16 protein-coding genes, 1 tRNA gene and 2 pseudogenes are annotated in these 13,683 nt (G+C 60.8%); 12 read left to right on the plus strand and 7 right to left on the minus strand.

Features of this window, described 5'->3' with window-relative positions:
* Both CR103_RS21080 and gpmA read right to left on the minus strand, forming a co-directional pair.
* Positions 1-1,114: murein hydrolase activator EnvC family protein (locus tag CR103_RS21080; protein ID WP_143752703.1), on the minus strand; the 1,114-nt coding region annotated here is incomplete at its 3' end.
* Between the two features lie 3 nt (positions 1,115-1,117).
* Positions 1,118-1,864 carry a 2,3-diphosphoglycerate-dependent phosphoglycerate mutase gene (gene gpmA / locus CR103_RS21085; RefSeq protein ID WP_099917870.1) on the minus strand — a complete coding sequence of 249 codons (747 nt, stop codon included), beginning with the start codon at positions 1,862-1,864 and terminating at the stop codon, positions 1,118-1,120.
* Between the two features lie 127 nt (positions 1,865-1,991).
* On the opposite strand from gpmA, the gene CR103_RS21090 reads away from it, so the two are divergent.
* The 4 genes from CR103_RS21090 to CR103_RS21105 all read left to right on the plus strand — a co-directional run bounded on the left by CR103_RS21090 (position 1,992) and on the right by CR103_RS21105 (position 4,481).
* Complete coding sequence (locus CR103_RS21090; protein ID WP_099917871.1) at positions 1,992-2,393, plus strand: rhodanese-like domain-containing protein; 402 nt, start codon at positions 1,992-1,994, stop codon at positions 2,391-2,393.
* 27 nt (positions 2,394-2,420) lie between these two features.
* A complete protein-coding gene (gene grxC, locus CR103_RS21095) occupies positions 2,421-2,690 on the plus strand; it encodes a glutaredoxin 3 (protein ID WP_099917872.1) in 270 nt (89 codons plus the stop codon).
* Between the two features lie 144 nt (positions 2,691-2,834).
* Positions 2,835-3,308, plus strand: coding sequence for a protein-export chaperone SecB (gene secB / locus CR103_RS21100; protein ID WP_099917873.1), 474 nt, complete (start codon positions 2,835-2,837; stop codon positions 3,306-3,308).
* 132 nt (positions 3,309-3,440) lie between these two features.
* Entirely contained in the window at positions 3,441-4,481 is a 1,041-nt protein-coding gene (locus CR103_RS21105) for an NAD(P)H-dependent glycerol-3-phosphate dehydrogenase (RefSeq protein ID WP_099917874.1), read from the plus strand.
* Positions 4,482-4,666: 185 nt separating this feature from the next.
* Here the strand turns inward: CR103_RS21105 and CR103_RS21110 are convergent, their stop codons facing one another.
* The 4 genes from CR103_RS21110 to mscL form a co-directional block, all read right to left on the minus strand.
* Complete coding sequence (locus CR103_RS21110) at positions 4,667-5,041, minus strand: cupin domain-containing protein (RefSeq protein WP_099917875.1); 375 nt, start codon at positions 5,039-5,041, stop codon at positions 4,667-4,669.
* Positions 5,042-5,082: 41 nt separating this feature from the next.
* On the minus strand, positions 5,083-5,784 hold the full coding sequence (locus CR103_RS21115) for a DUF2461 domain-containing protein (RefSeq protein WP_099917876.1): 702 nt from the start codon (positions 5,782-5,784) through the stop codon (positions 5,083-5,085).
* Positions 5,785-5,850: 66 nt separating this feature from the next.
* Positions 5,851-7,008: a Do family serine endopeptidase gene (locus CR103_RS21120; RefSeq protein WP_099917877.1), complete on the minus strand. Its 1,158-nt coding sequence runs from the start codon at positions 7,006-7,008 to the stop codon at positions 5,851-5,853.
* A 28-nt stretch (positions 7,009-7,036) separates the two neighbouring features.
* Positions 7,037-7,444: a large conductance mechanosensitive channel protein MscL gene (mscL, locus tag CR103_RS21125; protein ID WP_099917878.1), complete on the minus strand. Its 408-nt coding sequence runs from the start codon at positions 7,442-7,444 to the stop codon at positions 7,037-7,039.
* Between mscL and CR103_RS22310 the strand changes: the two genes are divergently transcribed.
* The 8 genes and pseudogenes from CR103_RS22310 to CR103_RS23705 form a co-directional block, all read left to right on the plus strand.
* Positions 7,437-7,661, plus strand: a complete 225-nt coding sequence (locus tag CR103_RS22310) for a hypothetical protein (protein ID WP_143752704.1) — start codon at positions 7,437-7,439, stop codon at positions 7,659-7,661. The genes mscL and CR103_RS22310 overlap by 8 nt on opposite strands.
* Positions 7,662-7,721: 60 nt before the next feature.
* Positions 7,722-8,336, plus strand: a complete 615-nt coding sequence (petA, locus tag CR103_RS21130) for a ubiquinol-cytochrome c reductase iron-sulfur subunit (protein WP_099917879.1) — start codon at positions 7,722-7,724, stop codon at positions 8,334-8,336.
* A gap of 2 nt (positions 8,337-8,338) precedes the next feature.
* On the plus strand, positions 8,339-9,751 hold the full coding sequence (locus tag CR103_RS21135; RefSeq protein WP_099917880.1) for a cytochrome b: 1,413 nt from the start codon (positions 8,339-8,341) through the stop codon (positions 9,749-9,751).
* Positions 9,752-9,774: 23 nt separating this feature from the next.
* Positions 9,775-10,536, plus strand: a complete 762-nt coding sequence (locus CR103_RS21140) for a cytochrome c1 (protein WP_099917881.1) — start codon at positions 9,775-9,777, stop codon at positions 10,534-10,536.
* Positions 10,537-10,624: 88 nt separating this feature from the next.
* On the plus strand, positions 10,625-11,236 hold the full coding sequence (locus tag CR103_RS21145; RefSeq protein ID WP_099917882.1) for a glutathione S-transferase N-terminal domain-containing protein: 612 nt from the start codon (positions 10,625-10,627) through the stop codon (positions 11,234-11,236).
* Between the two features lie 87 nt (positions 11,237-11,323).
* A complete protein-coding gene (locus CR103_RS21150; protein WP_099917883.1) occupies positions 11,324-11,815 on the plus strand; it encodes a ClpXP protease specificity-enhancing factor in 492 nt (163 codons plus the stop codon).
* A gap of 19 nt (positions 11,816-11,834) precedes the next feature.
* Positions 11,835-11,910: transfer RNA gene (locus CR103_RS21155), tRNA-Thr, on the plus strand.
* 353 nt (positions 11,911-12,263) lie between these two features.
* Positions 12,264-12,701, plus strand: a pseudogene (locus tag CR103_RS23705) (transposase); the annotation flags it as partial.
* 69 nt (positions 12,702-12,770) lie between these two features.
* Here the strand turns inward: CR103_RS23705 and CR103_RS24370 are convergent.
* Positions 12,771-13,496: pseudogene (locus tag CR103_RS24370) on the minus strand (IS30 family transposase); the annotation flags it as partial.
* Positions 13,497-13,683: the final 187 nt, after the last annotated feature.

The following is a 13,683-nucleotide window of genomic DNA, read 5'->3' on the forward strand; positions in this document are numbered from 1 at the left end:
CGCTGACCGGCGCGCGCATCTGGCCGCGCAGGCTGGCGAAGGCGCCATCCGGCACCGCCGGCGCCAGCGCGATGTCGGCCGCGCGCGCGGCGGCCGGATCGGGCCGCGCCACGGTCGGATTCGGCGCAGCGGCGACTTTCGGCTCGTCGGCGTCGATCGGATCGGGCTTGAACGGCGCGGCCGGCTTGACGCCAGGGCGCGGTTTTTGCTGCACCAGCCGTTCGCGCTCGACGCGCTCGGCTTTCTGGCGCGCCAGTGTCAGTGCCAGCGCCTGGGCCTCGGCCTGCGCGCGCGCCTTGGCCGCTGCCACCGTGGCCAGCCGGCGCTGCTCGGCGGCGGCGGCGGCAGCCTGGTCGCGGATCAGCCTGGAGAGCTGGTCGACCAGCCCGGACATGCGCTGTTCGTCGCGCGCCAGGCTGCCCGCCTCCTTGCGCTGGACTGCCAGCCGGCTTGAGAGCGAGCCGAGCAAGGCGGCGTGGGTCGCCTTTTCCTTTTCCAGCAGTGCTTTCTGCTGGCGCTGCTCGTCGGCGATTTCTTCCAGTTCGTCCTTGGCGTTCTGCGCCTGTTCGCGGTTGGTCTCGACCGCCGTCAGGTTGCCGCGCAGCGCTGCGAGCAGGCGTGCCTGGGCTTGCGACACGTAAGCCATCAGCTGCAGGTCGCGGTTGATGCGATTCGGATTGTCGCCCGACAGCAGCAGCTTGATGCGGTCTTCGTTGCCTGCGACATATTGCTCGCGCAGCAGCTTGGCCAGCTGCTTCTTTTGCGCTTCGATCGTAGCGCCGAGCTGCTCTTGCGTCGTAGCAAGTTCGCGTAGTTTGGCATTGGTGCCGTCCTGCTCGCCGACCAGTTCGCGCAGCGCGCGGTTAGCGCCGGAAATCGCTTCTTCCGACTCGGCCAGGGTATCGGCCGCGGTTTCTTTTTCGCTTTCAGTGCGGCTGATGTCGCGCTTTAAGGTCGACAGTTTTTGCTGGATCGCGGCGCGGTTCGCTTCGGCCAGTGCTTTCTGTTTGCTCCGTTCGGTGGACTTGGCGGCGCCCATGGCGCCGCTTGCGGCCAGCGCCAGGACGATGCAACAGATCGCCCGGCCGGCGTGCTTTATTAATGCTCGTTGCAAGAGTTACCTGGCCTTCCCTTGGTTCGCCACCGCGGCGGCGGCGGCGGCGATCGCCTGCTGGTCGCCCAGGTAGTAATGGCGGATCGGCTTCAGGTCGGCGTCGAGTTCGTACACCAAAGGCTGGCCATTCGGGATGTTGAGACCGACGATGTCGGTGTCGCTGATGCCGTCCAGCATCTTGATCAATGCGCGCAGGCTGTTGCCATGGGCCGAGACCAGGATCTGGCGACCGGCCCGGATCGCCGGGGCGATTTCTTCAGTCCAGGCCGGCATCACGCGCTCGACAGTGTCTTTCAGGCATTCGGTCAGCGGCACCTTTGACGCCGGCAGCGCGGCGTAGCGCGGGTCGTGCGCCGAAGTGCGCTCGTCGCCGGGTGCCAACGGCGGCGGCGGCGTATCGTAACTGCGGCGCCATGCCAGCACTTGGTCGTCGCCATATTTGGCGGCCGTCTCGCTCTTGTCGAGTCCTTGCAGGGCGCCGTAGTGGCGCTCGTTGAGGCGCCAGTCGTTGACCACCGGCAGCCAGACCATGTCCATCTCTTCCATCGTCAGCCACAGCGTGCGGATGGCACGTTTGAGAACCGAGGTGTAGGCCAGGTCGAAGGTATAGCCGGCGTCCTTGAGTACCTTGCCGGCGTTCTTCGCCTCGGCTTCGCCTTTGGCGGTCAGGTCGACATCGGTCCAGCCGGTGAAGCGGTTGTCCAGGTTCCAGGTGGATTCGCCGTGACGCATCAATACGATTTTGTACATAGTTGCTTCTTCAAAAAATGGTGAACAAAGGGTGAACGGAAACGCGCGGCGGAAAAAAACGTCGAATTTATTCTGTTCCAGCTTCTATTTTATAATGCGCGGATTGACTTAGCCCATTGGAACCTTTGTGAAATTCATTATTGATCATATTTTTACCGTAGCGCTGGTGCTGATCTCCGGCGGCGCCCTGCTGTGGCCGGCGTTGCAGCCGCGCGGCAAACGCGCTTCGTCGCTGCAGGTGACCCAGCTGCTCAACCGCGGCAAGACCACCATCGTCGACGTCCGCACGCCGCAAGAGTTTGCAATTGGACATTTGCGCGACGCGAAAAACATTCCGCTGGCAGACTTGGCGGCACGGATCAGCGAACTCGAAAAATCGAAACTCCGCGCCGTCGTCGTCGTGTGCCAGAGTGGCGCCCGCGCCGACAAGGCGGTCCGGCAACTTGCCGCGGCCGGATTCAACGACGTTGTCAGCCTCGATGGCGGCCTGACTGCCTGGCAAGCCGCAGGCTTGCCAGTGGCAAAGTAATCGTAAAATACATAACCTGGAGTTCCCATGACAACCCATGCCCATGTCATCCTGTACCACACCGCAAGCTGCCCTTACTGCGTACGCGCCGAACGATTGCTGGAAGCGAAAGGCGTCACCGACATCGAACGCATCCGGGTCGACCTCGATCCCGAACAGCGCGCCGTGATGATGCAGAAAACCGGCCGCCGGACGGTGCCGCAAATCTTTGTCGGCGCCACCCACGTCGGCGGTTTCGATGACTTGTATGCGCTCGATCAGTCAGGACGCCTCGATCCCTTGTTAAATGGCGTTTGATCCGGTTTTGATGTGAAATCGCGCGGGGTCGGCGCAAACCTATTGCAAGCCTGTTGGTTTTGATACAATTGCCGTCGCGTTTGACCCCAAGCACATTTGGAACGGCGCTCCGCCGTTCTTCTTCTCCCTCAACGAAAGCGTTCCATGTCTGACGAAAACCTGCAACCCGTATTCCAAATCCAACGCGTGTACCTGAAAGACATGTCGCTGGAACAGCCGAACTCGCCGTCGATCTTCCTCGAACAAGAAGCGCCGACCATTGAAGTCTCGCTCGACGTCGGCGCCGAGGCAATTGCCGACGGCATCTACGAGTCGACCGTGACGATCACCGTGACCGCCAAGGTCAAGGACAAGGTCGCTTTCCTGGTTGAAGGCAAGCAAGCCGGTATCTTCGAAGCGCGCAACATTCCTGCGGACCAGATGGATCCCCTGCTCGGAATCGGCTGCCCGAATATCGTCTACCCTTACCTGCGCGGCAACATCGCCGACGTTATCACCCGCGCCGGCTTCCCGCCAGTCCACCTCGCCGAGATCAACTTTGAAGTGTTCTACCAGCAGCGCCGCGCCGCCCTGGCAGAAGCTGCTGCCGGCACGCCAGCCGACACCACGGTCCAGTAATCGTCAAGTAAATTAAGTAAAACCTCCCATCGCCCGGCAACTCGGGCAATGCACGCGGGACGGGCGTTGCCCTCTCGCGTTTCTCAGACCGCCCTTTCAGCCCATCCGCGCGCCAAAGCCTTCTGGGGTTCCATGCAAAATATCAAACAATCACCAAGTAAAATCACCGTGCTGGGTGCAGGCGCATGGGGCACTGCGGTCGCCATCGCGCTTGCCGCCCGCCACGATGTGCTGCTGTGGGGCCGCAACGGCGAAGCGATGGATGCCATGGCGCAAGGACGCGACAACCGCGCCTACCTGCCTGGCTTCGCGCTGCCGCCGGCATTGGGCGTAACAGCCGATATTAACGCCGCCGTCGGCCACGTTACCGGTGCCGGTGCCGGTGACGCGCCGCTGCTGATCGCCGCCTGCCCGGTGGCCGGCCTGCGCCCGCTGCTCGAGCAGCTCAAGGCCATGTCGAAGCCGATTCCAAACATCGTGTGGCTGTGCAAGGGCTTCGAAAACGGCACCGGCCTGCTGCCGCACCAGGTGGTACGCGCGGTGCTGGGCAAGCAGGTCGCCGGCGCGGCACTGTCGGGCCCGTCGTTCGCGCAGGAAGTGGCGCGCGGCTTGCCCTGCGCCCTGACGGTCGCGTCCGATTCGCCGGCGTTGCGTGAACGCGTGGTCGCTCTCGTCCACGGCGGCAACATCAGGGTGTATTCGAGCGACGACCTGATCGGCGTGGAAGTGGGCGGCGCAGTCAAGAACGTGCTGGCGATCGCCACTGGTGCGGCCGACGGCCTGGAGCTGGGACTGAACGCGCGCGCCGCGCTGATCACGCGCGGGCTGGCGGAAATTACGCGCCTGGGCGTGGCGCTGGGCGGCAACATCGGCACCTTCATGGGGCTGACCGGCATGGGCGACCTGATTCTCACTTGCACCGGCGACCTGTCGCGCAACCGCCGCGTCGGCCTGGAGCTTGCGCGCGGCAAACGGTTAGAGGCGATTGTTGCCGAACTGGGCCATGTCGCCGAAGGCGTACCCTGTGCGCGCGCGGTGCGCGAACTGGCCGCGCGCCTCGGCGTCGACATGCCGATCACAAATGCCGTGGCCGGCGTACTGTTCGACGGCGACGACCCGCGCGCCATGGTGGCGCAGCTGCTGGCAAGGGATCCGCGCGGAGAATCAGCTTAAAGCGCGACCTGAGCTCAATTTGAAACTAAGTACTTGTCGAGAAATAAATGTGAGGTTTTGGCAAACATAGCCGGATGCGGTGCAAGGCGGTCGTTGCGCCGCAGTGCGAGCACTGCAAGCAGCGGCCAACACAGCGGCGCGCTGGCTATGGCAGCCAAAATGCACATTTATTTTTTGGCGGGTACTTAGGCCAGCGCGTTCTGGTTTTTGCTGTATGGGTCGGCGTCGTGCGGGTGTGTCAGCAGGATCGTCATCAGGGCCACCGCATCCTCGACCGCCCGTACCGAATGCGGCACGCCGCCGGCCAGGTACAGCATCTCGCCCGGCTTCAAGGTGACGATACGGCCGTGGGCATCGACATCGATCTCGCCTTCAAGGCATTGCAGCGTCATTTCACCGTCCACCTTGTGTTCCGGCATCGGACGCTCTTTCGGCAGCACCATCCGGATCAATTCCATGTGGGGCGTCTTGGCCAGTGCGACCGAAGTGAAAAAGGCGATATCGTTGTCGCTACGCGCCAAGGCGATCTTGTCTCCCGATGCTGCGTGATGCAATGCCATGATGAGATTCCCGTGGTTAAGATAAATTAAGCAAGGTAATTCTAGGCTTCCGCGGCGGCGGCCTCGTCGAATGTTTCCTTCACGCCGCGCAGCCAGGTGACGAGCGCGAACGCGTCCTTGAAGCCCTGTGCCAGTTGCGGCACCAGCCGTTCCGGCGCATTGAGTGCCAGCGCGAACTCTGTCCAGACAAAATAGCCTTTCAGCTTCAGGTACTCGATGTGCGGATCATCCGGATCGAAGCCTTTGGGCGGGCGCTGCAGCTTGTCTTCGGCAAGCAGGTCGCCGAAGGTGGCGCGCAGCTGTTTATTTTTCAATACTTTGGCAAAACCTGTCGCATCGTTGACCACGTGCTGGCGTATCGCCTTCAGGCGCGGCGCCGGCGGCATGTATTCGCCGGCGCCAAGCATCAGTTTGCCGCCTTCGATCTGGAAAAAATACGTCGGCCCGGCGCCCGCACTGGGACGGCGTGCGTCGTTCGGCGCGATGCCGGCTGAAAAATTCGTCTTGTAAGGCCGCTTGTCGTTGGCAAAACGGATGTCGCGGTTAATGCGAAACATGGCCTTCTTCGGGTTGCACAGCGCCACCTGCGGATCGAACTTGCCCAGTTCTGCGATCAGCGCGGTGACGACGGCGAGGAATTCTTCACGCAAAATGTCGTAACGCGGCTTGTTCATGATGAACCAGGGACGGTTGTTGTTCTCGCTCAGCTCGGCAAGGAACTGGGTCAGGTCGCGCAAATGCATGGATCGGCTTTTAAAAAAATGGGGATGGCCGGATTTTACCCGACTCTTACCCGACTCTTTACCCAACTACTCGGGCTCAGGCACCGCGCGCGGGCGCTTGCCGACCGTCACGTCAAAGGTCGATTGACGGCTCTTGCGCATTACCGTCATTTTCGCCTTTGCGCCCGGTGCGAGCTGGGCGATCAAGGTCAGCATCTGGGTGGTGCTGGTAACGTCTTCGCCCTGCACCCCCAGCAGAATGTCGCCAGGAAGCATGCCGGCGCGGTCGGCCGGGCCGTTGCGCACCACGCCGGCGATGATGGCGCCGCTCTGGCGCGCCAGCCCGAAGCTTTCGGCCAGTTCCGGCGTGATGTCCTGCGATTCGATGCCGATCCAGCCGCGCACCACTTGGCCGTTCTTGATGATGGCCTCCATCACCGACTTGGCGGTAGTGACGGGAATGGCGAAGCCGATGCCGACCGAGCCGCCAGTCTGCGAGTAGATTGCCGAATTGATGCCGATCAGGTTGCCGCGGGTGTCGATCAGGGCGCCGCCCGAGTTGCCGAAGTTGATGGCAGCGTCGGTCTGAATGAAATTTTCGAACTGATTGATGTGCAGGTTGTTGCGCCCGACCGCGGAGATGATGCCCATGGTGACGGTCTGGCCGACGCCGAACGGATTGCCGATCGCCAACACGACGTCGCCGACCCTGGCCTGTTCGGCGTGGCCGAGCACGATCACCGGCAGGTTCTTGGCTTCGATGCGAATGACCGCCAGGTCGGTCTCGGGATCGGTGCCGACTACCTTGGCCGGCGCCTTGCGCCCATCCGCCAGCACCACCTCGATTTCGTCGGCCGAGGCGACGACGTGATTATTGGTCAGGATGTAGCCGTCAGGGCTGACGATGACGCCCGAGCCCAGGCTTGACTGGCGCTCGTCGCGCGACGGGCGCTCGCCGAAAAATTTGCGGAAGAACGGGTCGCGCATCAGCGGATGGTTCTGCCGCAGCGCCTTGCTGGTGAGGATGTTGACCACCGCCGGCATCGCCCGCCCGGCGGCCTCGCGGTAGCTGCCCGTCACTGGCTGCGGCGGCGCCTGCAGCACCCCGACCGGCGTGGCCGGGCCGACCGGCTGCAGCCGTGGCGCCACCCGCTGCAGCCAGCCCGGCTGCATGACCTGCAACACCATATACAGCCCGAGGGCGATGGTGACGGTTTGCGCAAACAGCAGCCAGAAGCGACGCATCGGTGGTTCAACCTTTCAGCAATAATCCCTAACGGCGCAGCGCATCGCGGATTTCGCGCAGCAGCAGAACGTCTTCCGGGATGATGGCGACGACTGCCGCCGGCGGGCGCATGCGGTTCATCGCGCGCACCATCAGAAAAATAATGAAGGCGAGGATGACAAAATTGATCAGCACGGTCAGGAAGTTGCCATAGGCCAGGACCGCGCCCGCCTTTTTCGCCTCCAGCAGCGGCAGCCCCATGTTCTGGCCATTGAGCGGAACGTAGTAGCTGGCGAAATCGAGACCGCCGAACAGCCGGCCAATGGGCGGCATGATGATGTCCTGCACCAGCGAATCGACGATCTTGGAGAACGCGGCGCCAATGATCACGCCGACCGCCAGGTCGACGACGTTGCCCTTCATTGCGAACAACTTGAATTCGCCCATCATGCTCATCAATCTCTCCGGTGGATGTCGGTGCGGTGCGCCGCAATCATACATCGAAGCAGTTAGAAACTATACAAGACGGTTCGGTTCAACGGTGGCCGCCGGTTTTCGCCAGCTTCGCGCCATTTTTTGCAAATCAAAACCAAAAATGCCGCAGAAATGCCCCACGTTAAGCCAGTTGCAACATTTTTTCTTTAAATCGCTTGCGGCTTCCCTTATAATTTAAGGTTGCTAGAAGCTCGGTACGGTTTCTGAAGATTTCGCATTTTGACTGATTGGGGTTGGTATGAGTAACGAAAAACTGGTCGATCCAGGTCGTCGGGGGCTGATGGTCGCTACCTGCGCAGCTGGCGGAGTTGTTGGTTTAGCCACGGCGGGCGCTTTGGTCAGTACATTCCAGCCGTCGGAGCGCGCCAAAGCCGCCGGCGCGCCAGTGGAAGTCGATATTTCAGATGTCGCGCCGGGCACCATGAAAGTGGTCGAATGGCGCGGCAATCCGGTCTGGATCCTGCGCCGTACGCCAGAAATGATGGCTTCGCTGGCAAACAACGACAGCAAGGTGGCCGACCCCCTTTCGGACAAGTTCTACCAGATCGAAGTGCCTGCCTACGCCAAAAACGAGACCCGTTCGCGCGCCGAACACAAGGAAGTGCTGGTCGTGGTCGGCATTTGCTCGCACCTGGGTTGCTCGCCATCGTCGCGGTTTGCCGAAGGCGCCCAGCCGTCGCTGCCGAACGACTGGAACGGCGGCTTCCTCTGCCCTTGCCACGGTTCCACCTTCGACCTCGCCGCGCGCGTGTTCAAGAACAAGCCGGCGCCGACCAACCTGGACGTGCCACCGTATATGTACCTGTCCGATACCAGGATCGTGATTGGTAAAGATGAGAAAGGCGAAGCATAACCATGGCTGCTTTTAAAGAAACCACATTCCCGGTCGACGCCCCCGCCGCCGAAAAAGCAGTCGGCTGGATCGACGACCGTTTTCCGCTGACCAAGCTGTGGAACGATCAGTGGGGCGCTTATTACGCCCCGAAAAACTTGAACTTCTGGTACATCTTCGGCATCCTGGCGACCTTGATCCTGGTAATGCAGATCGTCACCGGCATTTTCCTGACGATGCACTACAAGCCGGACGCCAATTTGGCCTTCGGCTCGGTCGAGTACATCATGCGCGAAGTGCCGTGGGGCTGGCTGGTGCGCTACATGCACTCGACGGGGGCGTCGGCCTTCTTCATCGTGATCTACCTGCACATGACGCGCGCACTGATATACGGCTCATACCGCAAGCCGCGCGAGCTGCTCTGGCTGTTCGGCTTTGCCATTTTCCTGGCGCTGATGGCCGAGGCGTTCTTCGGCTACCTGCTGCCATGGGGTCAGATGTCGTACTGGGGCGCCCAGGTGATCGTCAACCTGTTCGGCGCCATTCCTCTGATCGGACCGGACCTGTCGCTGTGGATTCGCGGCGACTACGTCGTCTCCGACGCCACCTTGAACCGCTTCTTCGCCTTCCACGTGATCGCCATTCCGCTGGTGATCCTCGGCCTGGTTGCCGCCCATTTGATCGCGCTGCATGAAGTCGGCTCGAACAACCCGGACGGCATCGAAGTGAAAGACACGCTGGGACCTGACGGCCATCCGCTCGACGCTGTTCCGTCGCATCCGTACTACACCTTCCACGACCTGTTCGGCGTGTCGGTGTTCCTGCTGATTTTCAGCGCGGTGGTGTTCTTCGCACCAGAGATGGGCGGCTACTTCCTCGAGTACAACAACTTCATCCCCGCCGATTCGCTCAAGACCCCACTGCACATCGCACCGACCTGGTATTTCACGCCGTTCTACTCGGTGCTGCGCGCCATCACCGCCGACTTCATGTACGTACTGATGGCTGTCGTTGCCGCCTACGTCGTGTTCGTCTTCCTCAAGTCGCGCCTGGCGTTCAAGACCAAGGCGATCATCGCCGTGGTCGGCCTGCTGATGATTATCGGCATGCTGCCGGCCATCCTCGACGCCAAGTTCTGGGGCGTGATGCTGTTCGGTGCGTCGGTAATGATCCTCGCCGCCATGCCGTGGCTGGACCATTCGCCGGTCAAGTCGATCCGCTACCGCCCGACCTGGCACAAATATGTGTATGCGCTGTTCGCCCTGTCGTTTGTCACGCTCGGCTACCTCGGCACCCAGGCGCCGAGCCCGGTCGGCGGCGTGGTTTCGCAGGTGTGCACGCTGATCTATTTCAGCTTCTTCCTGTTGATGCCTTGGTGGAGCACGATGGGCCGCTTCAAGCCGGTCCCTCAACGTGTGACGTTCCATCCGCACTAATTGACGACATCAAGGACTATCCCATGAATTTTCTGAAACGACTGATCGCCGTCCTGGCAGTGCTGCCAGGACTGGCATTCGCCAGCGAAGGCGGTATCCCGCTCGACAAAGCACCGGAACGCAACAGCGTGACTTCGCTGCAAAACGGCGCCAAACTGTTTGTCAATTATTGCCTGAACTGCCACTCGGCGACCGCCATGCGCTACAACCGCCTGAAGGATATCGGACTGACCGACGACCAGATCAAGAACAACCTGTTGTTCTCGGGCGAGAAAGTGGGCGACGTGATGGCCATTGCGCTACGCCCGGCCGACGCCAAAATCTGGTTCGGCGCGATTCCGCCGGACCTGTCGGTGATCGCGCGCGCCAAGGCGTCCCCCGCCGGCACCGGCAGTGATTACCTGTACACCTACTTGCGCAGCTTCTACAAGGACGACACCCGTCCGACCGGCTGGAACAACATGGTGTTGCCGAACGTGGCAATGCCGCACGCAATGTGGCAGCTGCAGGGCGTGCGCACGCTAAAGATGGTGCAAGAGAAAGATCCGCATGATCAGACCAAGATGATTAACAAATTCGCCGGCTACGAGATGGTCAAGCCGGGCAGCATGAGCGTGAACGATTTCGACATCGCCACGGCCGACCTGGTCGGCTACCTCGGGTGGATGGCCGAGCCGGCCCAGGGCACGCGCAAGCGCCTTGGCGTGTGGGTGCTGCTGTTCCTGTCGATCTTCTCGCTGCTGTGCTGGCGCCTGTCGGCCTCGTATTGGAAAAACGTCAAGTAATCATTCATTGCCCGCAGAGTTCGCGGGCAATCACTTTGGGGTGAGCCGCTCGACGTTTCACCCCCTTTGTTTCTAAGGAACTATAAAAATGATGGTTCTCTACTCCGGCACTACGTGCCCATTCTCCCAACGCTGCCGCCTGGTCTTGTTTGAAAAAGGCATGGACTTCGAAGTGCGCGATGTCGACCTGTTCAACAAGCCGGAAGACATTTCGACGATGAACCCGTACGGCCAGGTGCCGATCCTGGTCGAGCGCGAACTGATTCTGTACGAATCGAACATTATCAACGAGTACATCGACGAGCGCTTCCCGCACCCGCAACTGATGCCGGCCGATCCGTTGATGCGCGCCCGCGCCCGCCTGATGCTGTTTAACTTCGAAAAAGAATTGTTCGTCCATGTCCACGTGCTCGAGAGCGAGCGCGCCAAGGCCGGCGACAAGAGCCACGACAAGGCGCGCGCTGAAATCCGCGACCGCCTGACGACGCTTGCGCCGCTGTTCTTAAAAAACAAGTACATGCTCGGCGACGAATTCTCGATGCTCGACGTCGCGGTCGCGCCGTTGCTGTGGCGCCTTGACCATTACGGCATCGAACTGTCGAAAACGGCGGCGCCGTTGATGAAATACGCCGAACGTATCTTCTCGCGTCCGGCCTATATCGAAGCGCTGACGCCGTCCGAGAAGGTCATGCGCCGTTAATTGCCGCACCCGCACGCCAGCCAGAAACGCCGATCGGCGAATCGAAGTAGACTGGCGTGCAAATCCGTACCACTCTCATCCCAGAACATGCCAGACATATCAACCAAACCCTACATGCTGCGCGCCATTTACGAATGGTGTACCGACAGCGGTTTTACGCCCTACCTGGCGGTCAAGGTCGACGCCTCGACGACGGTGCCGATGGAATACGTGAAGAAGGGCGAAATCGTGCTCAACATCAGCTTCGGCGCCACGTCCGGACTGAAGATGGACAACGACGCGGTGCACTTCCAAGCCCGCTTTGGCGGCGTGTCGCGCGAAATCTACGTGCCGGTGCACAACGTGCTGGCTATCTACGCCAATGAAAACGGCCAGGGCATGGCGTTTGAGGTCACGGGACCTGCCGTTGACGGCAATACGGCGAGCGCCACCGACAGCCCGGTCAGCACTGCACCGGCCCTGTCGTCGGTGCCTAGCGTGGCAGCCGAGAAGCCCGCCACCCCGCTGTCGCAAATTCCCGACGATAACAATGAGCCACCAAAAAAAGGCGGCCGCCCAACGTTGACCGTCATCAAATAGCGGTATAATCTTGCCTCACGCCGACTTAGCTCATTTGGTAGAGCAGTTGATTTGTAATCATCAGGTGGCCAGTTCGAAACCGGCAGTCGGCACCAGAATATAGTTGGAAAATCAAAGACTTACATGCTTCGGCTTGTAGGTCTTTTTAGTTTGTGTCTTGCCTACCTTGTCGTGTAACCGCTGTGTAACCCAATTCGATACATAAGTGTCGCCGTTTCGCTCTCGCCGCAGTAACCCGTTACCGACAAGCACTTTGCACCTCGTTTTTGATAACAATCAGCCCTAACGGTCAGGATAAGCCGATTTACACCATGGACGGCGCAATGCGCAACGAGCGCCCGGAAGGTAGACCTATGTAGTGCGTCGTGCGCAAGTAGCTCTCACTTTCGGCTCTGTGCGTATTGTCGAATTTTCGTGTTTGCCATGCGTTAGTAGTTTGTGCCACCCGGAACCTGCCAACGACAAGCAACAAGTGGTCCCGATGCTGGAGCTCGTGGAGGCGCAGTCGGCGGTCGTGGGCATGCCGACCCGCCTGCTCGCCGACACACGATACTGCAGTGAAAAGAACATCGTCGCCTGCGCGGATGCGAACGTGACGCCACTGATCGCCGTGGCGCGCGACCAGTACCATCCCGACTGGCGCGAACGCCACAGCGAACCGGCGCCGCTGAGCGCTGGTGCCGGCGTCGTACAGACCATGGCGCACACGCTTAAAACCAAGGCCGGGCGTGCGCAGTACGCACTGCTCAAGCACACCATTGAAGCGGTCTTTGGCATCAAATCGGTGATGGGCTTCCGTCCGTTCTCGCTGCGTGATTTGGAGCTGATCAGCGGCGAATGGAGCCTGGTCTGTCTGGCGTGGAATTTGAAGCGAATGGCTGCATTATGCCTATTTTTTGTGCCGATCAGGAATTCGGCGACAGTGCGTCGGCTCAAGTCCGACAGGCAGCTAAAAGTAGATCGACAGGCCGGAACCCTTCGGCATGTACTGGCGCAACAAGCCGTTGGTGTTCTCGTTCGATCCACGCTGCCAAGGGCTGTGCAGGTCGGCAAAATAGAGCTGAACGCCCGTACGTTCGGTCAGGATTTTGTGGCCGTGCATCTCGCGACCCTGGTCGTACGTCGTCGTCTTGCGCATGGCAACCGGCTCCCGGTTCAGCACGGCAGAGAAGCTGTCGACGACGGCCTTGGTGGTCGCGTTGTCCATCTTGGCGAGCACCACGAAGCCGGGGATGGCCCGGTCCTCGATCCCGGGCGGACGGATGTGAATGCTTTGCATGTCGGGAATCTGGCCGCGCCGGTCGGTGCCACGACCGCGTGGTTTGCGTGACTGCTTGTGATGGCGCAGGCAGGCGATCAGCTCGCGTTTGAGTTCGCCGCGGGGATGCACATAAATGGCGTTGTAAATGGTCTTGTGGGACACGGCTCGTTCCGGATTGTTGGGCCAAAGAAGCTGCAGTTTGCGAACGCGGCGCGGTGCCAGACGGCGGGCGTGATACTGCGAATGGGCCAGATTGGCATCGTATGCCTCCGTGCCATCGCTGCGCTTGAGTTAGCGGCCAATCGTGCTGGGTGAACGGCAAAGGCGTTTAGCAATGGATCGGATGGAGCACCGGTCAGCGCGCATGGTCATGACGACGGCGCGCTCCTGGGTAGTCAAATGCTTGTAGATTTTTGGCATGGCAGCACCTTACCGCAAAGGGTGTCGCACTTGGTTTTTGAGAACGCCCAGCGTCTCTAATGCCGCCGTGGCCTCGATCACCGTCCCTTTGTTCAAGTGATACTTCAGGTTTGCGCTGATCTCGACCGCGAGCATCCGGCGATTCGCAGTCACTTTCTCGGTCGCTTGCTTTGGTACCAAAGACATG

It is taken from the genome of Massilia psychrophila (genome assembly GCF_002760665.1).
Lineage (GTDB): Bacteria > Pseudomonadota > Gammaproteobacteria > Burkholderiales > Burkholderiaceae_D > JAFCUW01.

Excerpts from the sequence above, each read along its gene's own strand:
- CR103_RS21110 (WP_099917875.1), bottom strand. The coding sequence starts at position 5,041 with ATGGCATTGCATCACGCAGCATCGGGAGACAAGATCGCCTTGGCGCGT.
- gpmA (WP_099917870.1), bottom strand. The coding sequence starts at position 1,864 with ATGTACAAAATCGTATTGATGCGTCACGGCGAATCCACCTGGAACCTG.
- petA (WP_099917879.1), top strand. The coding sequence starts at position 7,722 with ATGAGTAACGAAAAACTGGTCGATCCAGGTCGTCGGGGGCTGATGGTC.
- CR103_RS21135 (WP_099917880.1), top strand. The coding sequence starts at position 8,339 with ATGGCTGCTTTTAAAGAAACCACATTCCCGGTCGACGCCCCCGCCGCC.
- secB (WP_099917873.1), top strand. The coding sequence starts at position 2,835 with ATGTCTGACGAAAACCTGCAACCCGTATTCCAAATCCAACGCGTGTAC.
- CR103_RS21150 (WP_099917883.1), top strand. The coding sequence starts at position 11,324 with ATGCCAGACATATCAACCAAACCCTACATGCTGCGCGCCATTTACGAA.
- CR103_RS22310 (WP_143752704.1), top strand. The coding sequence starts at position 7,437 with ATGCTCATCAATCTCTCCGGTGGATGTCGGTGCGGTGCGCCGCAATCA.
- CR103_RS21145 (WP_099917882.1), top strand. The coding sequence starts at position 10,625 with ATGATGGTTCTCTACTCCGGCACTACGTGCCCATTCTCCCAACGCTGC.
- CR103_RS21140 (WP_099917881.1), top strand. The coding sequence starts at position 9,775 with ATGAATTTTCTGAAACGACTGATCGCCGTCCTGGCAGTGCTGCCAGGA.
- mscL (WP_099917878.1), bottom strand. The coding sequence starts at position 7,444 with ATGAGCATGATGGGCGAATTCAAGTTGTTCGCAATGAAGGGCAACGTC.
- CR103_RS21115 (WP_099917876.1), bottom strand. The coding sequence starts at position 5,784 with ATGCATTTGCGCGACCTGACCCAGTTCCTTGCCGAGCTGAGCGAGAAC.
- grxC (WP_099917872.1), top strand. The coding sequence starts at position 2,421 with ATGACAACCCATGCCCATGTCATCCTGTACCACACCGCAAGCTGCCCT.
- CR103_RS21105 (WP_099917874.1), top strand. The coding sequence starts at position 3,441 with ATGCAAAATATCAAACAATCACCAAGTAAAATCACCGTGCTGGGTGCA.
- CR103_RS21120 (WP_099917877.1), bottom strand. The coding sequence starts at position 7,008 with ATGCGTCGCTTCTGGCTGCTGTTTGCGCAAACCGTCACCATCGCCCTC.